This is a genomic window from Bacillus sp. TH17, from assembly GCF_016651125.1.
Taxonomy (GTDB): Bacteria; Bacillota; Bacilli; order Bacillales; family Bacillaceae_G; genus Bacillus_A; species Bacillus_A mycoides.
Map to the genome: position 1 here is coordinate 1,885,167 of NZ_JAEKEN010000001.1, position 22,405 is coordinate 1,907,571.

The 22,405-nt window shown below is 33.8% G+C and carries 20 protein-coding genes, 2 pseudogenes, 1 riboswitch and 2 other annotated features; of the genes and pseudogenes, 16 read left to right on the forward strand and 6 right to left on the reverse strand.

All coding sequences use genetic code 11. The features are described 5' to 3' along the window. The first annotated feature begins 27 nt into the window (after positions 1 to 27). Complete coding sequence (locus tag JFT95_RS09575; protein WP_201052066.1) at positions 28 to 570, forward strand: cold-shock protein; 543 nt, start codon at positions 28 to 30, stop codon at positions 568 to 570. A gap of 78 nt (positions 571 to 648) precedes the next feature. Here the strand turns inward: JFT95_RS09575 and JFT95_RS09580 are convergent, their stop codons facing one another. After that, complete coding sequence (locus JFT95_RS09580) at positions 649 to 921, reverse strand: HU family DNA-binding protein (protein WP_002012780.1); 273 nt, start codon at positions 919 to 921, stop codon at positions 649 to 651. Between the two features lie 204 nt (positions 922 to 1,125). Between JFT95_RS09580 and JFT95_RS09585 the strand changes: the two are divergent. Together JFT95_RS09585 and JFT95_RS09590 are read left to right on the forward strand one after the other, a co-directional pair. Further along, positions 1,126 to 1,892, forward strand: a pseudogene (locus tag JFT95_RS09585) (DUF3891 family protein). A gap of 14 nt (positions 1,893 to 1,906) precedes the next feature. Further along, positions 1,907 to 2,437 carry a DinB family protein gene (locus tag JFT95_RS09590; protein WP_201052068.1) on the forward strand — a complete coding sequence of 177 codons (531 nt, stop codon included), beginning with the start codon at positions 1,907 to 1,909 and terminating at the stop codon, positions 2,435 to 2,437. A 49-nt stretch (positions 2,438 to 2,486) separates the two neighbouring features. On the opposite strand, the gene JFT95_RS09595 is transcribed toward JFT95_RS09590, so the two are convergent. Continuing rightward, positions 2,487 to 3,854: an alanine/glycine:cation symporter family protein gene (locus JFT95_RS09595; protein ID WP_002012784.1), complete on the reverse strand. Its 1,368-nt coding sequence runs from the start codon at positions 3,852 to 3,854 to the stop codon at positions 2,487 to 2,489. 107 nt (positions 3,855 to 3,961) lie between these two features. Next, positions 3,962 to 4,081, reverse strand: a riboswitch (glycine riboswitch). Between the two features lie 435 nt (positions 4,082 to 4,516). On the opposite strand from JFT95_RS09595, the gene JFT95_RS09600 reads away from it, so the two are divergent. From JFT95_RS09600 to thrS, 6 genes are all read left to right on the forward strand, one after another. Continuing rightward, entirely contained in the window at positions 4,517 to 5,335 is an 819-nt protein-coding gene (locus JFT95_RS09600; RefSeq protein ID WP_201052070.1) for a nucleotidyltransferase, read from the forward strand. A gap of 156 nt (positions 5,336 to 5,491) precedes the next feature. Further along, positions 5,492 to 5,761 carry a PhzF family phenazine biosynthesis protein gene (locus JFT95_RS09605; RefSeq protein WP_078176586.1) on the forward strand — a complete coding sequence of 90 codons (270 nt, stop codon included), beginning with the start codon at positions 5,492 to 5,494 and terminating at the stop codon, positions 5,759 to 5,761. Between the two features lie 12 nt (positions 5,762 to 5,773). Next, complete coding sequence (locus JFT95_RS09610) at positions 5,774 to 6,403, forward strand: YdbC family protein (protein WP_002127296.1); 630 nt, start codon at positions 5,774 to 5,776, stop codon at positions 6,401 to 6,403. Between the two features lie 99 nt (positions 6,404 to 6,502). Continuing rightward, a complete protein-coding gene (locus JFT95_RS09615) occupies positions 6,503 to 6,868 on the forward strand; it encodes a VOC family protein (protein ID WP_002031902.1) in 366 nt (121 codons plus the stop codon). A gap of 444 nt (positions 6,869 to 7,312) precedes the next feature. Then, complete coding sequence (locus tag JFT95_RS09620; RefSeq protein ID WP_002085707.1) at positions 7,313 to 8,020, forward strand: pseudouridine synthase; 708 nt, start codon at positions 7,313 to 7,315, stop codon at positions 8,018 to 8,020. Positions 8,021 to 8,138: 118 nt separating this feature from the next. Beyond that, positions 8,139 to 8,363 (forward strand) — a binding site (T-box leader). Positions 8,364 to 8,400: 37 nt separating this feature from the next. Beyond that, positions 8,401 to 8,623, forward strand: a binding site (T-box leader). A gap of 44 nt (positions 8,624 to 8,667) precedes the next feature. Further along, positions 8,668 to 10,587: a threonine--tRNA ligase gene (gene thrS, locus JFT95_RS09625; protein WP_201052072.1), complete on the forward strand. Its 1,920-nt coding sequence runs from the start codon at positions 8,668 to 8,670 to the stop codon at positions 10,585 to 10,587. 165 nt (positions 10,588 to 10,752) lie between these two features. Here thrS and JFT95_RS09630 read toward each other — a convergent pair whose 3' ends face one another. Then, positions 10,753 to 10,971 (reverse strand): helix-turn-helix domain-containing protein, encoded by a 219-nt coding sequence (locus JFT95_RS09630; RefSeq protein WP_002141696.1) that lies wholly within the window; start codon positions 10,969 to 10,971, stop codon positions 10,753 to 10,755. A 10-nt stretch (positions 10,972 to 10,981) separates the two neighbouring features. Next, entirely contained in the window at positions 10,982 to 11,464 is a 483-nt protein-coding gene (locus JFT95_RS09635) for a DUF2975 domain-containing protein (protein ID WP_016102056.1), read from the reverse strand. 388 nt (positions 11,465 to 11,852) lie between these two features. Here JFT95_RS09635 and JFT95_RS09640 point away from each other — a divergent pair, with 388 nt between their 5' ends. The 5 genes from JFT95_RS09640 (at position 11,853) to JFT95_RS09660 (ending at position 17,870) form a co-directional block, all read left to right on the forward strand. Beyond that, positions 11,853 to 12,620, forward strand: coding sequence for an ABC transporter ATP-binding protein (locus JFT95_RS09640; RefSeq protein WP_016102055.1), 768 nt, complete (start codon positions 11,853 to 11,855; stop codon positions 12,618 to 12,620). A 13-nt stretch (positions 12,621 to 12,633) separates the two neighbouring features. Further along, the gene (locus JFT95_RS09645; protein WP_016102054.1) at positions 12,634 to 14,517 is read left to right on the forward strand and encodes an ABC transporter permease; all 1,884 of its coding nucleotides are present in this window, start codon (positions 12,634 to 12,636) and stop codon (positions 14,515 to 14,517) included. Between the two features lie 161 nt (positions 14,518 to 14,678). Then, positions 14,679 to 15,941, forward strand: coding sequence for an MFS transporter (locus JFT95_RS09650; protein WP_201052074.1), 1,263 nt, complete (start codon positions 14,679 to 14,681; stop codon positions 15,939 to 15,941). Between the two features lie 56 nt (positions 15,942 to 15,997). Next, complete coding sequence (locus tag JFT95_RS09655; protein ID WP_201052076.1) at positions 15,998 to 16,864, forward strand: ABC transporter permease subunit; 867 nt, start codon at positions 15,998 to 16,000, stop codon at positions 16,862 to 16,864. 1 nt (position 16,865) lies between these two features. After that, a complete protein-coding gene (locus JFT95_RS09660; protein WP_061688774.1) occupies positions 16,866 to 17,870 on the forward strand; it encodes an ABC transporter permease in 1,005 nt (334 codons plus the stop codon). 44 nt (positions 17,871 to 17,914) lie between these two features. On the opposite strand, the pseudogene JFT95_RS09665 reads toward JFT95_RS09660, so the two are convergent. After that, positions 17,915 to 19,615 (reverse strand): annotated as a pseudogene (locus JFT95_RS09665) (pyruvate oxidase). Between the two features lie 82 nt (positions 19,616 to 19,697). Next, the gene (locus JFT95_RS09670) at positions 19,698 to 20,435 is read right to left on the reverse strand and encodes a ZIP family metal transporter (protein WP_016102049.1); all 738 of its coding nucleotides are present in this window, start codon (positions 20,433 to 20,435) and stop codon (positions 19,698 to 19,700) included. A gap of 141 nt (positions 20,436 to 20,576) precedes the next feature. On the opposite strand from JFT95_RS09670, the gene JFT95_RS09675 reads away from it, so the two are divergent. Then, positions 20,577 to 21,347 (forward strand): class I SAM-dependent methyltransferase, encoded by a 771-nt coding sequence (locus JFT95_RS09675; protein ID WP_201052079.1) that lies wholly within the window; start codon positions 20,577 to 20,579, stop codon positions 21,345 to 21,347. Positions 21,348 to 21,696: 349 nt separating this feature from the next. Beyond that, a complete protein-coding gene (locus JFT95_RS29505) occupies positions 21,697 to 22,395 on the forward strand; it encodes a DUF7003 family protein (RefSeq protein ID WP_242487604.1) in 699 nt (232 codons plus the stop codon). Positions 22,396 to 22,405: the final 10 nt, after the last annotated feature.

Sequence of the window (22,405 nt, forward strand, 5' to 3'; positions counted from 1 at the left end):
AAATTTCTTATAGAAGAGGTGTTCCTCATGTTAGTAGCGGAAAATAGAAAAACTGAATTAACTTATAATGTACAGGAAATTAAAGATATGTTGTTTTCTAGAAATACGTCATCTATTCTAGCTTTAGAAAAACTTGTACAAGATACAGTTCAGTTTGATGTACTTGAACAGGAAGCGCTCGATAGACAATACATTCCGAAAGAAGCAAAGAATTTCTTTGATAAAAACGGAACATTTCTTTATCGCGTATCTAATGTTAGTTATAAAGGTAAGGTGTTATCTGAAAATCTAATTTTTGCAGACACTTCGTTTTTACCGGATACAATAAAGAGTGAATTAGAGAGTGGAAATATTCCTGTTGAAAACCTTATAGAAAAGATGGAGGTAAGAAGAAACGTATTATATGAAGGATATCAGCCATCTGGAAATATTATCGAATTGTTTGATGGATGTTCTGTTGCGGCGAATGTTTATCCAACTAGAAAATATCAAATTGTAAGTAACTGCAAATGTGTATTTTATATTTGTGAAGTGTATCATGCAGAGAATATAAAGGAACTGCTTAAATAAGAAATAAACAATAAACAATAAAGAATAAATAATAAATAATAAACAAGAAACCAGCCTATAAAATGGCTGGTTTCTTGTTTATTTAACAGCTTCTTTTAATTCTTTTCCTGCTTTAAATGCTGGAACTTTACCAGCAGCAATCTGAATTTCTTCTCCAGTTTGCGGATTACGCCCTGTACGAGCAGACCTTTCACGCACTTCAAAAGTTCCAAAGCCGATTAGTTGCACTTTATCGCCAGATTGTAATGCATTAGCAATTGTGTCAAATACGGATTGTACAGCTGCAGAAGCATCCTTTTGAGAAATATCAGCTGATTGTGCTACATTTTTAACTAATTCTGTTTTGTTCATGTTTTCACCTCATAAAAAATTTTTTAGAATGAATGTTTTAGTATAATGGTTAGTAAAGATAAAGCTAACTTTGTGATTAGAAAGAATGCTGTATATTTATGTTAATTTCGTTGAAAGAAACTGAATCCCTGCTAATATTTAGGGATTAATTAAGAATTGATGCATACAACAAGCTGTAATATGAGGATGAGGGGGAATATACGGATGATTTTTCGTGAAAAGAATGAGAAAGAAAGTATATTAATTCGTCAACATGATCATGGTTTTTTAGCTGGTGAAATTGCTAGTAATATGAAGGAAGATTTTTTTATAAATCAGGAATATTTGATGGAAACAATTGATGCTATATATGAACATGATAGAGGGTGGATAGAGCTTGATAAAGTACCAATTTTGAATGATGCTAAAAATATCCCATATACATTTATGGATTGTCCAAGCTCATTACGCTTTGTTTTTTATACGATTGGTTTGAATGAAATTGAAAACTCTAATCCATACGGGGCGTTACTTTGTAGTAAACATTTTTTATCGTTTCCATTAAATGAGGAAGACGAAGAGATGATGTCATTTTATACAGGGGAATTGGATCGACAAAAAGAATTTTGAAAACGTTAACAAAAGAGCGATATGCTATGTTTGATAAACATTATAGGCTATTAAAGTTTTGTGATGAGCTTTCATTATATGTATGTATGAATAAACCTGGTGTAAAAAAGAAAGATGAAATTGATTTATTTAAAGATGGTTTTGAAGGAACAGAAATGTTTAATAGTAAAGAGGATAAACCTATTCAAGCTGAATGGGTGGATGAAGAAACAATTCGAATTACACCATTTCCATTTAAAACAGAATTTCATACGTATGTAAAATATAAAACTATAAATAAACATGAAGTTAAAGAAAAAGGGATTGTAAAAGCTGATAGAGAATCGGAAATGAAGAAGCAAAACATTCGTTTCATACAATAAGGAGGAGATTTAGATTGAAAGATTACATGTTAAAACAGTTTGATTACAATGCTTGGGCTAATACACGATTATTCAACCGACTAAAAGAGTTACCAAACTATGAGACAATTTTTAATGAACAGATACAGAGTGTATTCCCATCAATTAAGGATACTTTTGTACATATTTATATTACAGATCAAGTGTGGTTACACATATTGCATGGTAAAAGTATGAGTGAAGTAGTACAAGACCGAGAAAAATTACGAAAACAAATCGAAACTAAATCGTTACATGAATTAGAAAAAATGTTTGAAAACATGGCAAATCAATATAAAGAATTTTTAAGTAGAATACAAGACGTAAATACTGTATTTGTTATTGAGAACCCATATGCAGGTGCATTAGACACTTCCATTTTAGAGTTAGTGCAACACGTCGTAAATCATGGTACATATCATAGAGGGAATATAACAGCAATGATCCGTCAACTTGGTTATTCATCTACAATGATGGATTTTGTACTTTATTTACATATGGTTCAGGAGGGAAAGGAATTGAAATAGAGAAAAAAGGAATGGCTTATTATAAATGAGCCATTCTTTTTTTTAGTGATTAACTTGCCTGTTTTTTATGACTTTCTTTCAATTTCTCTGCTTGTAAAAAGCGATTCGTTTCAGCGACAACAATACCACTTAATCCGATTAGACCAATTAAGTTTGGAATCGCCATAAGTCCATTTGCTATATCGGCAAATGTCCATACGACACCTAGCTTTAAATTAGCACCTATTGCAATCATAACGATAAAGATTGCTTTATAATATCGTACAGCACCTTGTCCGAATAAATAAGCTACACACTTCTCTCCGTAATACGACCAACCTAAAATAGTAGAGTAGGCGAATAATATAATGGCGATACCGAGAATCATACTACCAGCAGTACCGAATACGGATTGGAATGCTAATGTTGTAGCTTCAACACCAGTTTTACCTGATTTCCATGCGCCTGTAGTAATTAATACTAGCCCCGTAATTGTACATACAATAAATGTATCTAGAAAAGTACCAGTCATAGAAACTAAAGCTTGTTTTGCAGGTGAATCTGTTTTGGCAGCAGCCGCAGCAATAGGGGCACTTCCTAAACCAGCCTCGTTAGCAAATACACCACGTGCCATTCCTATTTGAATTGCAGATGCAACTGTTGCTCCGATAAAACCACCAGCAGCTGCAGTACCTTGAAATGCACCAGAAAAAATAAGTGAAAATGCTTCTGGAATTTGATCAAAGTGATAGAAAATAATAATAAGGCCAGCGATTATATAAAAGAATGCTTTAATAGGAACGATATATCCAGTAACTCTACCAATCTTTTTTACACCGCCCAAAATAACGATAGCGATTAAGAATGACATGAGTATACCAGTTAATGCAGGAGGGAAAGAAAAATTGATTCGCATTGCCTCTGCAACCGAATTAGATTGAACCATATTACCGATACCGAAAGAAGCAGCTGTGCCGAATATAGCGAATAAAACAGCCAGCCATTTTTTCCCTAAACCACGTTCTAAATAATACATTGGTCCACCGGAGTATTCACCATTTTCATTACTAACACGGTATTTCACCGCAAGGATTGCTTCGGCATACTTTGTTGCCATTCCAAATAAAGCAGTAATCCACATCCAAAAGATTGCGCCGGGTCCACCGATTGTCACAGCAGTTGCGACACCTGCTATATTTCCCATACCAATCGTTGCAGCCATAGCTGTCATCAGTGCTTGGAAGTGACTAATATCTCCAGAAGATGATGTATCCTCTGATTTTTTAAAAGCTAGTTTGTGAGCGTATATTAGTTTACTAAATTGTAAACCTTTTAAGCGCACTGTGAGAATGATACCAGTTCCAACAAGTAGCAACAAAGTTGGTAACCCCCACACATACTGATTAATTTGTTCTAATACTTTACTTACTGTCTCCATCTGTATTCTCCTTTTTTAGAAAAAATAAAAACCACTTCAAGGAAATGAAATGGTCTCTGGAGAAACAAGGGATAGAAAAATAAACCGATACAAATCGGCATTTTCTTTCGCTTGTCTCTGTCCTTTTACCTGAGAGATTATCCGCTAGATTAGCGGATTTGCTCCTTCGGTGCTCGTTTTCCTCCGCGCTATATTAAGCGAGAGGGAGTCTCTCCAGAGATTCGTCCCCATGCAGTTCTACTTGTAAACAAGACCTGAGAGTTTCAAAGTTGGTTCAGCAACTTTTTGCCCCGTCGGTAGATCAATAGACCTTCTCCTGAATGGTTCATCCGAATTATAAAATTAAAAACTTAAACGCATTGATTCTGTATAGAATCAATAAAAACATTATAGATATACAATTAGTGAAATGCAATCATTTTTTATTTTGAAATAGTAAATAAACTTATTTTTTTGGTATTCCTAATTTATCTTCTATTTTATGATCTCAGGAGAGATTACTTATTATATATTCGAAAAATGAATGGTGATAAAAGAGATAGGACGTAACAATGTAGGATTATTTATGTCTTACTTTCAAATTTTCAATTCTGAATTATTTGAATTATAATTGTTGTATGTGTGGAATAAACCAATATTTTATAGGGAAATGAGTTGATAAATTGCCAAGAATAAAAAAAATAGGGCGTTTTTGTCCTGTGGATGATGAAGGATTTATTATAAACGATGCACATTTTAATAAAATTCAGCCTGTGTTTTTGGAGGTAATACAAGAAATAAAGGATACTTGTTGTCAATTTTTGCGGGATGATTTGCACAGTGTTTATATAAGGGGTTCTATTCCAAGAGGGATTGGGATAGAAGGGGTTGCAGATGTAGATATGATTATATTAGTTCGAAAGAATCCTCAAGTAATTGACTTAAGCTGGAGCAAGGAGCTAGAAGTCCAAATTACACAGCAGTTTAATTGTATATCAGGAGTGGAGTTAAGTTTTTATAGTGAAAAAGAAGTAATAAACTCAGAGGATTTTTCTTTTATAGGATTTATGATTCAGACACATAGTGTATGTATATTAGGTGAAGACGTAAAATTATATTTACCTAAATATAAAGTAAGTCAGGAGATAGTGTATGAACATCTCATTCATTTGCGGAAACAAATTGAACAAACACACGAAGAGTTAATTCATAATAAGGACGTAGATGATATAGAGGATTGTTGTCGTTGGATCATGAAGATTGTAGTCAGGGCAGGTCTAGCATTAACAATTGATAGAGAAGGGCTGTATTCCAGGGACTTATATCCAGCATATGAGTTATTTAGTAAGCATTTTCCCGAACAAGAAAAAAATATGAGGAAAGCACTACAATATGTAATTGAACCGATAAAAGACATAGAAGAAATCTTATCATTTTTAGATACGTTTGGTGATTGGTTGATAGAAAAAGCAGAGGATTCTTTGAAAAATATACAAATTTAATAAACTATAATTTTATTATGTAAACAGGTTGTATTGAAGAATAGAAGAGAGGAGAGATATTGGGATTTTTACATTGTGGATGTATTCTCGCAAGGCAAGTATTCAGGTAATCACCTTGCGTTATTTATGGAAAATTAGGGATTTTATAGTTAGGGAATCAATGATCTTAATGTCCGTGATTTTGCAGATTATTATGGAATCACAGAGGATATGGCAACAGGAAGCTCAAATGGATGTTTAGCGGCGTATCTTATAAAATATCGTTATCTTGGAACGGAAAAGATAAATATGCATGTTGAACAAGGGTATGAGATAAATCGCCATTCTCTAATACACATACAAGCAGAGGTGATTGAGAGTAAAATTAATGTTTGCATTGGTGGAAAAATAGAAAGTATTGCAAGTGGGAAATGGACCGTATCATAAGGGGGATTAGAAATGCTATTAAAAACAATATTTTGCAAGGTGGAAGAAGAGAAAAGGGAATTGTTTTCTGATGCGCAAGAAAAATGGCGTGATTTACAGTATTTAGACGGATTCTATGGACAATTTGGTGGGTGGAATGAAGGGGAAGCGTGTGTATATACTTTATGGGAAGATAGAAATGCATATCAATCATTCATGAATGATGCTCATGATACAATTTTTTTAAATAGTAATCAAGAAGGCACATATATTTCCTGTAATATTGAAATGTTTCAAACGTTGTATGATATAACAGAAACTCCTTTGAAAGACGTAACTGCACAAGGGTCATTTGTAAGAGTTGCAATTTGCGATGTGAAAGAAGGAAAAGAAAAGTATTTTTTACATACGCAAGAAACAATTTGGAATAAAGGAATGGAAAATGCAAAAGGAATGTTAGGTGGAGTTGTTGGGAAGTCTTTAAAGACTGAAAATCGTTACATAGTATTAACGTATTGGCAAGATGAAATAGCACACGAACTCTATATGAAAGAAATTTTCCCAGAGTTATATCAGTCAGCAAATGTAAATGAGTATGTTGAAAATATAAATGGGAAGAGAGTTATTCGGAAGGAAGAATGGTCTGTTGCCGCTTCTAAATAAAGTTAGAACTTATTAAAGTAGCTAGTTTCGAAAAATTTGATGCAGAACATTAGTTCTTTTATAATTACTTTGTACAAGAATAAGAGGGGAGATATTTAAATGAGTAGAGTTTTAAGATTTGAATTGCAAGTCCCAAACCCTGAAGAAGCTATTCAATTTTATACAAATAGTTTTGGATGGAAGTTTGAAAAAATGCCTGGGCCACATGACTATTGGTTCATAATTACAGGTGAGAGTGATAGACCTGGTATCGATGGTGGATTAATGAAATCACCTGATGGTGCTACTAGGACAACTAATTCGATTGAAGTACCTTCAGTTGATGAGTACATAAATAAAGTTATTGAAAATGGTGGACAAGTAGTTGTACCTAAAACTGCTATTCCTAATATGGGTTACTTTGCTTATTGTATAGATAATCAAGGGCTTCTTTTTGGAGTATGTGAAGAAAATAGTGAAGCGTAAAAAATTAGGGGAGTTCGAGATTATTTTGTTTGTTGAACGATGTTTTCTATCAAAGATTATAATTATTGAACACTTTTGTATAAAAACTAGTATTCGTTTAGTTGAAGAAGGATCCATTTTGATTATTTTCAAAAGGGTTCTTTTTTATTTTTCACATATTGTGAGTTATTTAGGCATGATTAATCAAACTTATATCGGTATATTATCTATGAAAAAAGTAAATAAATGATGTTATATTCAAGGGTTGATCTATTGACTGCTAAACAGTTTGAGGTGAAAAGGAAAAGAGGACCAATTATTTTCGTGTAAACATGTAATTAAGTGAAGACGTCATATACCCTTTCATGTTAATATATTTAAGTTATAATAGGAGGCTTACCCTTTTGTATTGTACGGTAGAAGCAGTGTGAGCTTGAAATTTTTTATGAAAAGGATGTGCCTAACTTGCGTATCAATAAATTTATTAGTGAAGCTGGAAAAGCGTCTCGACGTGGAGCAGATAAGTTAATTAACGAGAGAAAAGTAATTATTAACGGTAAGGTTGCAAAAATTGGTGACCAAGTAAATCCAGGTGATGACGTACGAGTAAATGGAGAGCAACTTCGTATTGCTCGAGACCATGTGTATATCGCTTTAAATAAACCAGTAGGTATTACATGTACAAGTGAAAAAGCAGTAAAAGGTAATATTATCGATTTAGTGAATCATCCTTTACGAATTAATCACATCGGACGTCTCGACAAAGACTCAGACGGTTTAATTTTGTTAACGAATGATGGCGATATCGTTAATGAGATTTTACGTGCTGAAAACAAACATGAGAAAGAATATATCGTTTCAGTAGATAAGCCGATTACACCGGAGTTTTTAGAAAAAATGGCAGCAGGTGTTAAAATTTTAGATACAAAAACACTTCCTTGTGAAGTAACACAGTTATCAAAATATGAGTTCCAAATTATTTTAACACAGGGGCTAAATCGTCAAATTCGCCGTATGTGTGAAGCTTTGGGTTATCAAGTATACACGTTAAAACGTACGAGAATTATGAATATTGAGTTGAATAATTTACCAGTCGGACAGTGGAGAGATTTATCGAAAAAAGAGAAAAAACGCCTATTTTCAGACTTAAATTACGAACCACAAGATTGGTAAAAAAGAGAAGGGAGACCAAAAAATGTTTTTGGTTTCTTTTTTGAATAAAAAATATATTTTTAACACTTGTAAAAATAAAATGAATAGGATATATTAAATAACAATAAATGTAATTGTTACAAAAGCAAAGAAAAGGACACGAGTTATTTTAAACGGTTATACAGAGAAGGAAGGAAAGCTGAGAACTTCCTAGCGCAGTAAAATAACTTACCACCTTAGAGCTGCACTGGGGAAATCAAGTATCTAGTGCCGTGTAAGCGACGTTACCCGCAAAAGAAGCCATTATGTTTTTTGTGATGGGAATCTGGGTGGAACCACGAATATAAGCATATTCGTCCCTATTTACTAGGGATGAATATGCTTTTTTATATTTTATTTCATAATAAGCGAAGAAAAGGACACGAGTTATTTTAAACGGTTATACAGAGAAGGAAGAAAAGCTGAGAACTTCCTAACGCAGTAAAATAACTTACCACCTTAGAGCTGCACTGGGGAAATCAAGTATCTAGTGCCGTGTAAACGACGTTACCGTAAAAGAAGCCATTGTATATTTGCGATGGGAATCTGGGTGGAACCACGGGTAAAAGCACACTCGTCCCTATTTTAGGGATGAGTGTGCTTTTTATTATGAAATGGAGAGATGAAAAATGAAAGAACAGATGATCGAAATTAAATTTCCAGATGGTAGCGTTAAAGAATTTGTGAAAGGCATTACTTTAGAAGAAATTGCTGGGGCAATTAGTAGTAGCTTGAAAAAGAAAGCAGTCGCAGGAAAAGTTAATGATAAGTCTTTTGATTTACGACGAAACATTGAAGAAAGTGCGAAAGTTGAAATCATTACTATGGATTCAGATGAAGGGGTAAAAATTGCAAGACACTCTGCGGCACATATATTAGCGCAAGCTGTAAAAAGAATTTATGGTGATGTAAACCTTGGTGTAGGGCCAGTCATTGAAAATGGATTTTATTATGACATGGATCTTCCGAGTAGTGTAAACGTAGAAGATTTACCGAAAATAGAAAAAGAAATGAAAAATATTATAAATGAAAATGTAAAGATAGAGCGAGTTGAGGTTTCTCGAGAAGAAGCAAAAGATTTGTTTCAAGAAATGAAAGATAGTTTGAAATTAGAGCTTTTAGAAGCAATTCCTAATGGGGAAAGTGTAACACTGTATAAACAAGGTGAATTTGTAGATTTATGTAGAGGACCACATTTTCCATCTACTGGTTATTTGAAAGCTTTTCAATTAACTCATGTTTCTGGTGCATATTGGCGAGGCGATAGTAACAATCAAGTGCTTCAGCGTATATATGGTGTTGCTTTCTCTTCTCAACAAAAATTAGAAGAGTATTTACATTTTGTTGAGGAGGCCGCAAAGAGAAATCATCGGAAATTAGGTAGTGAACTTGAATTGTTTATGTTTTCGGAAGAGGCTCCGGGAATGCCCTTTTACTTGCCAAAAGGACAGATTATTCGCAATGAATTAGAAGCATTTTTAAGAGAAATTCAAAATGAGTACAATTATCAAGAAGTGCGTACTCCATTTATGATGAATCAAGAATTATGGGAGAAGTCAGGACACTGGGGACATTACAAAGACAATATGTATTTCTCAGAAGTAGATCATAAAAGTTTTGCGTTAAAACCGATGAATTGCCCAGGCCATATGCTTATGTTTAAAAATAAATTACATTCTTATCGTGAATTACCGATTCGTATGTGTGAGTTCGGTCAAGTGCATCGACATGAATTTAGTGGCGCTTTAAACGGATTATTAAGAGTTCGTACTTTCTGCCAAGATGATGCTCATTTATTTGTAACACCAGAACAAATTGAAGATGAAATCAAATCAGTGTTGGCGCAAATTGACTATGTGTATAAAACTTTTGGTTTCGAGTATGAAGTAGAGCTTTCTACTCGTCCAGAAGATTCAATGGGTGATGATAAATTATGGGAGCAAGCAGAATTGGCATTAGAAAATGTATTACAGTCATTAAATTATAAATATAGATTAAATGAAGGTGACGGTGCATTTTACGGTCCGAAAATTGATTTCCATATTAAAGATGCTTTAAATAGAAGTCATCAGTGTGGAACAGTCCAACTTGATTTCCAAATGCCAGAAAAATTTGATTTAAATTATATAGATGAAAATAATGAAAAAAGAAGACCGGTTGTAATCCACCGAGCAGTATTAGGATCTTTAGACCGTTTTTTAGCAATATTAATTGAACACTTTGGAGGCGCGTTCCCAGCGTGGGTGGCACCGGTTCAAGTGAAAGTAATTCCAGTTTCAAATGCAGTGCATGAACAATATGCAAATAGGATTGCAGATAAATTAGCACAAGCCGGAATTCGTGTCGAACGAGATATACGAGATGAAAAGTTAGGATATAAAATTAGAGAAGCGCAAATGCAAAAAGTTCCGTATGTTCTTGTTATTGGGGATAAGGAAATGGAAAGCGAAGCTGTAAATGTACGGAAATATGGTGAAGAGAAGTCAGAAGTTGTTGAACTAGATGCGTTTGTGGAAAGTATGAAAGAGGAAATTAAAAATAGGAAATAGAGATTGATAATAAAACACACCATTAATATGTAATACTGAATTTAAAGTAATTAAAGATATATTAAATAACAATAACAAACGCAGAGAAGGGATAGCTTAATTGCTATCCCTTCATTTTAATTTCACTATTTAATCCCATTGGTTGAAGAAAGTTGTTGTCTGTATTTATTGAGTGAATTCATCGCTTTTGTACTCCAAAATATCACCTGGTTGACAATCTAAAGTCTTACATATCGCTTCTAATGTTGAAAAACGAACCGCTTTTGCTTTCCCATTTTTCAGAATGGAAAGATTCGCCATCGTAATCCCAACCCTCTCCGAAAGCTCCGTTACGCTCATTTTTCGTTTTGCTAACATCACATCAATATTAATAATAATTGCCATATTCTCCACCTCAGACCGTTAAATCATTTTCTGATTTTATATTAATAGCTTCTTGTAAAAGCCTTTGGAGAACAGCAGCAAAAACGGCGATCACCATAGAGGCGAAAATGATGGTCAATCCGATTGGTATGAAACTTGGAGGATCAATTTTTTTTGCCATGAGATAGTAGAGTGGCATACCTAGCAAGTACAAGGTACTGATCGTGATGGCACAGTATTTTATATTCTTTAAAGCCTTTACCGATAATTCCGAGAACGCTTGGTTCTTATCAATATAGCTTAAAAGTTTAAAAGCTTGATACAGAGCAAAGTAAAAAGGTATCACTGCCGCGTACATATCGATTAAAACGAGAGATTTCATATAAGCAATATCTGGATACAATTCTCCAGCAAAATTCCCAATCTTAGGCACCAAAAATATGCACAATGCAAGAACTGGGAATCCTATAAAAGTAATAGCTAGCTTTAAAAAGAGTGTCGTAACTTGTTTCATAAAAAGCACCTCACTTATGTAATAACAACATGATTTTATCATGTTATTTATCGTTTAGCAATAAAAATATATTGTTTTTTATTTGATTATTATTGTTATTGAAATATCTTTTGAATTTTGATAACAATAAAAAGCATTTCTCATTCCAAAGAAATGCTCTTATGAAGTGGTTTGTTTTTTTAACCTTACAAAAATGTAAGGTAAATGTAAGGGAAATCGAATGAAAGGATTTTAGAAAAGTGAGAATATTAAGCAGAGAAATCGTTTGTATTTCTTATGTATCTCAATCTGCATTTGGAAAATTTAAAAATTCTTAAGAATTTTTATGAGAAAAATATAAGAAATATATGGGAAATTTATACTATACAAAAGGGATGGAGTGAAAGAGATGTCAACAAATGTAGTTACTGTAGAAAGTGTAGAAAAAACGTATGGGAAAAGAAATGAGAATCAGTCAAAAGCATTAAGGGGTGTTTCATTAAGTATTAAAGAAGGAGAGTTTGTAGGGATTATGGGTCCATCTGGATCTGGTAAAACGACATTATTAAATGTGATTAGTACACTTGATCAAGCGACAGGTGGTAGTGTAACAATAGCTGGCACAAATATTACTTCTATGAAGGGGAATGCATTATCAGATTTTCGTTCTCAAAAACTAGGATTTATTTTTCAAGACTTTAATCTACTAGAAAATTTATCAATTTATGAAAATATCGCTTTACCACTTTCCTTGCAAGGCGTACCGTCAAGTGAGATTACTGGAAAAGTAAATGGGGTTGCGACGAAATTAGGGATCACTGAAATTTTAACAAAATATCCGACTGCTGTTTCTGGTGGACAAAAACAAAGAACAGCGGCAGCACGAGCTTTAGTACATAATCCGGCAATCGTATTAGCAGATGAACCGACAGGAGCACTTGATAGTAAAAATGCAAAAAGTTTATTAGAAGCGATGCAAGATTTACATGAAAATCACAATGTAAGTATTTTGATGGTAACACACGATGCATTTAGTGCGAGCTATTGTGAACGTATTTTATTTATACAGGATGGACTTCTTTATAAAGAGTTAAAACGTCAAGGAACACGAGAAAATTTCTATCAAGATATTTTAGGTGTGCTTGCCCAAATGGGCTCAGCAACTGAGTTGAAGTAAGGGGGGCGAGACTATGTTATTCAAATTATCACGTCATAGTATGAAAAAAATGTTAAAGGATTATATGGTTTTACTTATTGGTCTAGTCATTAGTATTAGTATTTTTTACATGTTCCAAACGATGGCGATGAATAGTGAATTTACAAAAGATAATAGTCTCATTGGTAGTATTAGGCTCGTCTTCTGGGTTGGTGCAATATTGCTTTCTTTCATTACAGTTTTTTACATCATATATGCCAATTCTTTTTTACTTACATTAAGAAGAAAAGAACTCGGTATGTACATGATGCTTGGAGCGAAAAAGAAAAAAGTAGCGCAATTATTATTTATTGAGACTTTTGGTATGGGGATTGTCAGTATTATTATCGGTATTTTAGTAGGAATAGTACTCGCTAGTGTAGCAGGAAATTTTTTAATGAATGGAATGGAAATTTCAGCAAAAGGTAATTACGCATCTGTGTACACACCAGCTATATTAGTTACATCTATTTTCTTCTTAATATTATTTTTCATTACTGGTTTAATGAATAGTTTCCGATTATTACGTAAAACAGAATTAGAGTTAATACGTGAAGATGAAACGCAAGATGAGGTGAAGAAAAGTAAGACTCGCACTGTTATTATGACAGTACTAGGTGTATTGCTAGTAAGTACAGGATACTATTTTATGGTGAATATAAAAATGTTTGCTGAACTAGGATTTATAATAGCGACAATTGTTACGACAGTAGGAACGTATTTCATTTTTAGCTCGTTGCTCCCACTTTTTGTAATGAAAATTAAGGGAAATAAAAAACGAAATGAAACGGGATTAAATAGTTTTACTTATGCACAGTTACGTTTTCGAGTAACTAGTTTATCGAGGGTACTAGGCACTGTAGCGATGTTAATTGCATTAGGTGCAGGTGCAATGACAGCAGGTATGGCGTTTCAAAAGAATGTAGGCATTATGACAGACTTCTCACGTGTATATGATGTCGTAATTCATGATCCAAATGAACAAGATAAGGCGGCATTAAAAGAAATGGAAATTGTTGAAGAAAGCAAGTATAAGTATAAAGTAGATGGAGAAGCGGTTTATTATTTACGTAACGACTTAACTGAAAAACCACCACTTATTTCAGATCATTTTGATACAAAGACTTTAAAAGAACCTGCTCGTAAACGTGTGGCTACACCTTTAACTGAACCTGTCTATTCTGCTTTGGAAGCTCCTGAAGTAGCGAATAAGCTTCCTCGTATGCCAAAAGATTGGGAAGATGCGGTTGTAAGAGAGATACAAATTACACATAATCAGTTTAACGGAAAACCGGTAAGAATTGCAGATGAAGAGCATTACAAAGGAATTCAAGGAACAGAGCATACTGTAACATTAGCAAAAGTAGATGATATGAAAAAATATAAACCGTTATTGACAGAAATTGATAAGAGGCAAAAAGAACAAATTGAAAAAACAACAGGTACAAAAGTAGAATTATATACGAAAATGACAATTTATCAGTTCGTGAACAGTTTCATGAGCGGAACAATGTTTATGGGATTTTTCCTTGGAATTGCATTTTTAGCAATGATGGCGAGTTCTCTTATGTTCAAAATATTAACAGGCGCTTCTCGTGATGTACGCCGTTATGAAATGCTACGAAAAATCGGTGTGAGACGTAGTATGTTAACAAAAAGTATATATAAAGAAATCTCATATTTATTTATCTTCCCGGCGATCATTGGCATTTCCCATGTTTTAGTAGGGCTTAATTTATTCAGCTTTATATTAGTTGACCCGTTTGTAAAAGTATGGATGCCAATAGGAATCTTTTTAGTCATTTATTTCATCTATTACTGGATAACTGTTCAATTGTATAAAGGTATGGTAATGCCGAAAGAGGAAGTAGCGAAATAAAATAGTTTAATGGAAAAGTCCTTGTATGAAAACAAGGGCTTTTTCAATAGGATGTTCTTTATAAAGAAGGAAAAGATTGGATAATGGTCGAAAAAAATATAATAAGACTTCCGAGAAATGACTGAAATAATAATATTTTGTCGAGAGAAAGGATATTACGTATGAAAGAAATGCTACAGTTATTTCGAAACAAAGTTTATGCACGCTTTTTTCTAGCGAATATTTTAGAACGCCTTGGTTCTATGATTGCTGGAATTTCTTTAATGTTTTACTTGTTAGATCAATACGGAAAACAACCAGTTTACGCAACGATGACGCAAATTATGATTGCATTACCTGCACTAATCTTTTTTTTATTAGTAGGGACAGTAGTGGATCGATTTGATAGACAACGTATTTGTACGGTAAGTAATATATGTTGTTCAATTTGTAATATCGGAATTCTAATTTCGCTTTATTACGGGATGATCATACTAGTCTTTATATTTTTATTTTTGGAAAATGCATGTATCCAATTTTTCTCTCCATCAGAACAGGCAATGATACAGGGAGTAGTAGAATCAGACCAATACGGTGCAGCGGCAGGTATTAATCAAATGGTAAATAGTTTATATGCTTTATTTGATGTAGGAATTGCAACGATGGTGTATTGGACTTTTGGAATTTACGGGAGCATTTTAGTAAATACGCTCACCTTTATTGCGAGTGGTATTTTGATACAAACGATCTCGATTCCAGAAAAAGTTCGTTTGCCAAATGGTAGAACAAAATGGAAAGAAGTTAATTTGAAGATGTTAATAACAGAGTTTAAAGAGGGGATTAGATATATATACCAAAATGAAACTTTAAAAAAATTACTTTTAGGATTTATCGTATTTGGACTACTAAATGGTATTTTAAGCGTATCCACTACTTACATATTAAAATACAAATTAGCGCCAGCAACATATGAAAGCTTAGCAATGGTTGGTGGAGTAGTTGGAGGAATCTCATTACTAATTGGAAGTATAGTAGCGACGAGTATAGGTAAGAAATATGCACCAAAATCTATTATTGTATTTGGGATGGCGGGCTCTGGGGTCTTCTTCGGTATGTGTTACTTTGTAAATCACGTATGGTCTTTTTATGTATGTATCGCTTTTGCGACTTTCTTTTTACCGTTTATTAATGTTGCAATATCGGGCTGGATGTATGAAATTGTAGAAGAGTCATTCATGGGACGTGTTCAAAGTTTACTTAGTCCATTAACGACAGGATTCCAGCTGTTATCTCTCGGTGCGATAGCGATGTTATTCCCAAAATGGATTGGTGCAGATACATTGTATATTATTTTATTTGGTTTATTATTTTTAGTTACGTGTTTATATCAAGCTATTTTACCTAGTGGGAAGAAGCAAGTGCAATGTATAGCTGAAGAGATGTAACATATGTAGGTTTTTGGTTTCTGAATATTCTATCGAATGACAAGGGGGATAGAGTGATGTTGATGCGAGTTGCTAAATGGTATGGGGTTACTTGTTTACAATTATTTGCGGCGCTTATTTGTATTCTATTTTTAGGGGCACTACCGCGTTTATTTAAGGGATTACAAATTGATTTAATCGGTTTTTGGAACACAGTTGTGTTTCTTGGAGAGAAGTTACTTCAACCAGGTGAAATTACGTATGGATTTCGGAATTCAAGAAAGTTATTTCCACAAATATGGATTCATTATGTAGAAACAATGTTTGTATTTATTTCGGCATTTATACTATCTTTACTCATTGCGTATCTTATCGTTGTGTGGGTATTACAGCGCTCTCAATCAAAGCAACGTATGTGGAATGGGATTTTCGTCGCACTTGAAAGTATTCCGGACATTTTATTAATTTTATTATCTCAACTTCTAGTAGTAATAATCTTTCAAAAGACAGGTTTTATGCCAGTGAAATTTGCAGGACTTGGAGAGGAAAGGGCTCGCCTGTTACCAATAATATGTCTTACTTTACCTACAACATTATTATTTATTAAGTTACTACTATTACGTTTCAGAGAAGAATTAGAGAAAGATTATAGTATATTTGCTAAGAGTAAAGGGCTAAGTTTAAGACATATTTTGACGCACCATATTTCAAGAAATGTCCTGTTAACAACAGTCTATTATGCAAAAACGAATATTTTATTTATGTTATCAAACTTATATATTATTGAATGGCTGTTTAATACGTACGGTATGTTCGTTTTCGTGAAAGAAAATTCGAAATTAGAAATATTTACAGTGAGTTTAGTTTTATTATACGTACCGCTTTTTATACTATTTCGTTTATTACATACGCTTTTACAAAATGTTATAAAGGAGCGTGTGTAACATGTGGCAAGTTGTAAAAAGAGATGTGAGATTTTGGCTAGGTGTTACTTTTTTGAGTGTACTAATGATTGTTAGTATTGGAAATACGCTGTTTTTCGATGGGAATATTCGTGAACTAACGATGATGTATAACGAAAAAGGAGAATTAGAGGCTGCTCCGTTTTCACCGTCGAGTAAATTTTGGTTTGGAACTGATGAGAAAGGCCGTGACCTGTTCCAGTTAATAATAGAAGGAGCGAAATGGACAGTTGGTGCAAGTGTCGTTATCGCAGTTTTACGTGTAGTAATTGGAGGAGCTATTGGTTTATTACTTGGTATGTACAGTAAACGTTCATTTCCAGTAATCTCATCTTTTTTTGATCCGTTTAGTATTGTACCAATGATTATGATTTCCTATTTTATGTTAAATGCAGTTTTAATGTTCGAAAGTGGAGAGGCTGCTGCTCCGTTTCATTTACGGGTTGCGTTTCAAATTATAGTTCTTGCGTGCCTTGCTGTACCGACTGTTATGTTGTACGTGGCGCAAGAAGTAAAACGTATTAAGAATGAAGAATTTATGTTGGCGGCCACTGTGCTAGGCGGAAGTAAGTGGCAGAGGTTGAGACGCCATGTATGGCCGCATATGTTACCATCATTTCTTTTATTAGTAGCCCAGCAATTTGTAAGTACTTTATTACTCCTCTTGCATCTTGGTTTGTTGCGATTATTTTTTGGCGGAACAATAATTTTTGGCGGTATAGATGCAGATAGTGTAACAAAAGAGTGGACAGGGTTAATTGGTCAAAACTTCCGTCACTTAACTACTCATACATGGATTGTACTTATACCAATCGCTTTCTATAGTATGACAATTTTGTCAGGAAATCTTATTAGTAATAGTATGCAAGATGCGATTAAATTAGGAAATGTTAGAAGAGCGAAACAGAAGAAGGAAGAGGTGAAAGTAGAGAAACAAATACAGCCTACCGTGAATGATTTTTCATTTCATAGAGAGGTACAAAAATAAAGAAAGATAGCTGAAGACAAATTGTTTTCAGCTATCTTTTTTGTTTAAAGTGGTGGTAAATCAATCTTACCTTCTTCAAATAATTCCTTTATCATATGTTTCGTATAACCAGCTGCTTGACCAAATGTGATTTTTGCTGGCATTGGTGCTTCATTTACATCTACTACTACATCAATAATACATGGTTTATTTTGTTTTACTGCGTTTTCAAAAGCGGGGAGTAGTTCATCTGAATTTTCAACTCGATATCCAATACCACCGCAAGCCTCTGCGTATTTTGCAAAATCAGGATTCGTTAAGTCTGTACCAAATTCGATATTACCCATAACTTCTTGTTCGAATTTAATCATGGCGATTTTATTATTATTTAATACGACGACAACGATTGGCAGTTTATATTTAACAGCTGTTACGAAGTCATTCATTGTCATTCCAAACCCGCCGTCACCACAAACTGCAAACACTTGTTTATCCGGGAAAGCAATTTGTCCAGCAAGTGCACCAGGTAAACCACAGCCAAGTGTTGCAAGCCAGCTAGAAATGATAAATTTCTGGTTTGTCATACGGAAGTGCCTTGCTGTCCACACTGTTACATTTCCGACATCTACTGAAAGAATTGCATCATCTTCGGCTACTTGTTGCAGTGCGTGCATAACTCGTTGTGGTTTAATTGGAGTAGAAGAATCTTCTTCTTGAGTGTGTAATTTTTCTTCCCACTTTTTCATCATTTCTTGATGATGCTCTAAGAAGGAATGATCCTCGTGTTTTTCTACATTTTCAATTAACCATTTTAATGTTTTATCAGCATCACCAGCTAAGCCGATATCTGTCGTATAACGTTTCCCGATTTGTGCAGGGTCTGTATCAATATGAAGTGTTTTTGCTTTTTCGGGTAAGAAACCAGTGAACGGATAAGAAGTACCAACCATAATTAAAGTATCTGCATGCTTCATTGCTTCATAAGAAGGTTTCGTCCCGATTAATCCTAATCCACCGATACAAAGAGGGTGTTCATCAGGAACAATCCCTTTAGCTGGTAATGTAAGTACGATTGGAGCACCGATATGTTCTGCAAATGCAAGTAAAGACTCTCTCGCATGTTTAGCTCCTTTCCCGGCTAAAATAACAGGTTTTTTCGCTTCATTAAGTGCGAGTTTCGCTACAGCTAAATCTTCTTCTTGCGGAAATATTTCTGGTAATGTAAAGGAAGAGTTTGTAATGCGCGCACCATTTTTTACTTCAAATTTTGGAACATCATCTGGAATTGTAAGAACAGAGACACCTTTTTTTGTATATGCCATTCGAATCGCTTGATTCACTACAGCAGGTAACTGTTCAGCTGACATTATTCGTTGGTTATAAACCGCAACATCATCAAACATTCTTTCTAAGTTTACTTCTTGGAAAAAATCCGTTCCGAGTAAATCGCTTTCTACTTGTCCTGAAATTGCTAGTACGGGAGCTTAATCGAGTTTTGCATCGTATAAACCATTTAATAAATGAATCGCTCCAGGTCCTGCAATAGCCATACAAACACCAAGTTTTCCTGTTAATTTCGCATAGGCTGCCGCTGCTAACGCACCAGCTTCTTCATGGCGAACTTGAATAAATTTAATTTTATCTTGTTTTTTTCTTAAAGCTTCAATAATAGAATTAATGGAATCTCCAGGCATACCATATATGTGTTCTACACCCCAGTCAATTAAAAGGTCCACTAATGCTTCACCGGCTGTTTTTCCAAACATAATCGTTCCTCCTTATAATAGGTAGATACTATTATGTTTTGGAGAAAAAGGAAAAATATACAAATGATATAACTTATTTGTTTTAATGATGTCCAGTGAAAAGAGTGAAGACTGTTATTAGTAAAAATCCACTAATAGACCACGATAGAAACGGAAGGAGAGATAGCTGTTTTTTTGCTTTCCAAAGCATTTCGTGAATTGTGACATAGCCAAGAGAACCAATTGCGCTTCCCATAATAAGTCCTTGTAAATGGAGAGCTTTCCCGTCCATCATAATGCCAAAAACAGTACCGGTCCCTAGGATAAGAGAAAGTAATAAAGTTGTTAATAAAAATGAAATGTATTTATGTTTTGTAAAAAGAAATGGAATAATTAAAGCTAACCCTTCTGGAATATGGTGAATGACAATCGCAAGTAAGAAAGGAATGGCAGAGTCATTATGATTTATAAACGCTGTTCCTAACGCAAATCCACTCGGCATATTATGAATGAATATAGCGAAAGAAAGAAAAAGGAAGGTTTGCCATGCTTGTTGATCTTTCTTATGTATAATCGGATGATGACAATAGTTATCTAATAAGCTCATAACTAAAATACCGATAGCTATACCGAGCATAGGCCCAATTATTTCATAGCTTGAAAATGTTTCAGGAATAATTTCAAGTGATAAAAGCCCAAGCAAAATCCCACCACATAATGCGTATAAGCGATGCATCTTTTCTTCAATTAGTTGGCGTGTTGCTACTCCAACAGCACCTCCTAATAGTAATCCACCGAACGAAAAAAACGTAACGATTATAGGAATCCATAAACGTTCCATATCATCACACTCCAATTCTATCCCCTTATTTTCAGCTTACTAATGGGGGAGGGAGATTAGTCCAAATTATTATGACTAATTATAGAGAAAAAACTGTAAATTCATTATAATTTATATATTAAAATGAAATGGGGAATGTAAGTGCAAACAAAATGGAACTTATCTGAATATAAAAATCCAAAACGATATGATATAGAAAATAAAAGTCTTTCAGATTTTCCGTTTTTACTATCATGGGCGCAAAAACTAAATATACAAAATGAATGGATTTTAGATATTGCATGTGGAACAGGGAGAGTCACTATTCCTTTTATCGAAAAAGGGTATCAAATGATTGGTATAGATATACATGAAGGAATGCTTGCTGAAGCGAAGAGTAAATCTGCGAGTTTAAAGAATATAAAGTGGTTACAGCAAGACTGCTTGCAATTGAGCGTCGAAGAAACAATTCCTTTAGCATTTATGGTAGGACATGGATTCCAACATTTTCTTACTAATACACATCAAAATCAATTATTAGCATCGATTCATAATGTAATAACTGATAATGGTATATTCATATTTGATACACGTTTTCCGTCAAAGGAGGAATTAATACAACCATCTACAGAAGAATATTGGACAACTATTACAGATGAACAGGGAAGAAGATGTGATTTATATACTGAGATGAATTATGATTCAATTCAACAAATGCAGTACTACATAACAACAAGAAGGTTTTATGAGGATAATGCGCTAGTAGAGGAACTGAAAACAACAATAGATCTTCGGTATACGTATCCACAAGAATTAGAAAGATTACTAGTAGCGAATGGGTTTGAATTGTTACATATATATAATGATTGGGATGGGAATGAGTTGCAGGAGGATTGTTATTCTATGGTGGTAGTTTGCCAGAAGAAAAGATAGGGATGCTGATTGTTATATAGTAAGTTATTAGAAAAAATGATCAAACTGTATTTCACATTAACAATAGACTATGTGTCTTTGTTTTAATTGTAAGGAAGAATAAGAGGAGCTGCAGTGGAGTGCTATGGTGGGGACTGTGTATAAAGAAAATGAAGGGTAAGGTCATAATCAAATGTTGTTTACTGAGCCATTAGAGTTTTATATAATATACAAATAAACAAAACTGGATGGTTGCCAGTTTAGAGGGACATAAAAAAATGTCCTGGTATTTAGATAATGTTTATGAGTTAAATAAAGAAAAACGAATGTAATAAAAATTTACTATACTAACTTTATGGAGAGTAATGTTATGAAAGCAGAAAAAACACTTGAAACACTAGATAGGTACGCGGAGGAGTTTGATTTTCCAGTACTTGATAACTATAATTTTGACTTAGCACAATCCAGAATATCTGTTTTTCGAGAGGAAGACAAGTGGCTCATTGTATTTGAGGTTGTAGGCGTTGATGCAAACCTTGAGATATCGAATAACTTCTATGTGTATAGTAATAGCATGAGACAGCAAGGATTCTTTTCATGTTTCGATGAAATCTTAACGCTTGTAAATGAAGAATATTGGTACGATGATGAAGATCATTTCCTTGTAGATCCTTTTCATATGGAGTTACTTTTGAAAGGAGAACGTATCACTTTAATACCAACTGTAGAAGAGTATAAGCGTTTAGGAATTGAAACTGATTCATTTCATCCTACCAAACTTATTCGTTTTTTAACTTCTAAATATAAGGAGAAATTCTGGGTAAATCCCTCGGACATATTAGATGAAACCAATGCAGAATTTAAACCAAATCTATTTTATCAAACAGAAGAATGGGAACATCCTGATATAAGTGAGGATCAAAAACCGAGTGAGAGCATATTCTTTCAAAGTTTAGCTAAAGCGATTGAATTAAATAATGTGAATTTGATAACTGTAGGGAAAGTAAATAATGTTTGGACCAATTGGACATGGAGTGATTTTGAAAAACAAGAAGAGGATGACATTTAAATAAGAAACT

Bases quoted from the DNA above. Each gene is read 5' to 3' on its own strand.
- JFT95_RS09640 (WP_016102055.1), top strand. From the start codon at position 11,853: ATGTCAACAAATGTAGTTACTGTAGAAAGTGTAGAAAAAACGTATGGG.
- JFT95_RS29505 (WP_242487604.1), top strand. From the start codon at position 21,697: ATGAAAGCAGAAAAAACACTTGAAACACTAGATAGGTACGCGGAGGAG.
- JFT95_RS09645 (WP_016102054.1), top strand. From the start codon at position 12,634: ATGTTATTCAAATTATCACGTCATAGTATGAAAAAAATGTTAAAGGAT.
- JFT95_RS09595 (WP_002012784.1), bottom strand. From the start codon at position 3,854: ATGGAGACAGTAAGTAAAGTATTAGAACAAATTAATCAGTATGTGTGG.
- JFT95_RS09630 (WP_002141696.1), bottom strand. From the start codon at position 10,971: ATGGCAATTATTATTAATATTGATGTGATGTTAGCAAAACGAAAAATG.
- JFT95_RS09610 (WP_002127296.1), top strand. From the start codon at position 5,774: ATGCTATTAAAAACAATATTTTGCAAGGTGGAAGAAGAGAAAAGGGAA.
- JFT95_RS09575 (WP_201052066.1), top strand. From the start codon at position 28: ATGTTAGTAGCGGAAAATAGAAAAACTGAATTAACTTATAATGTACAG.
- JFT95_RS09580 (WP_002012780.1), bottom strand. From the start codon at position 921: ATGAACAAAACAGAATTAGTTAAAAATGTAGCACAATCAGCTGATATT.
- JFT95_RS09655 (WP_201052076.1), top strand. From the start codon at position 15,998: ATGTTGATGCGAGTTGCTAAATGGTATGGGGTTACTTGTTTACAATTA.
- JFT95_RS09615 (WP_002031902.1), top strand. From the start codon at position 6,503: ATGAGTAGAGTTTTAAGATTTGAATTGCAAGTCCCAAACCCTGAAGAA.
- JFT95_RS09670 (WP_016102049.1), bottom strand. From the start codon at position 20,435: ATGGAACGTTTATGGATTCCTATAATCGTTACGTTTTTTTCGTTCGGT.
- thrS (WP_201052072.1), top strand. From the start codon at position 8,668: ATGAAAGAACAGATGATCGAAATTAAATTTCCAGATGGTAGCGTTAAA.
- JFT95_RS09635 (WP_016102056.1), bottom strand. From the start codon at position 11,464: ATGAAACAAGTTACGACACTCTTTTTAAAGCTAGCTATTACTTTTATA.
- JFT95_RS09660 (WP_061688774.1), top strand. From the start codon at position 16,866: ATGTGGCAAGTTGTAAAAAGAGATGTGAGATTTTGGCTAGGTGTTACT.
- JFT95_RS09650 (WP_201052074.1), top strand. From the start codon at position 14,679: ATGAAAGAAATGCTACAGTTATTTCGAAACAAAGTTTATGCACGCTTT.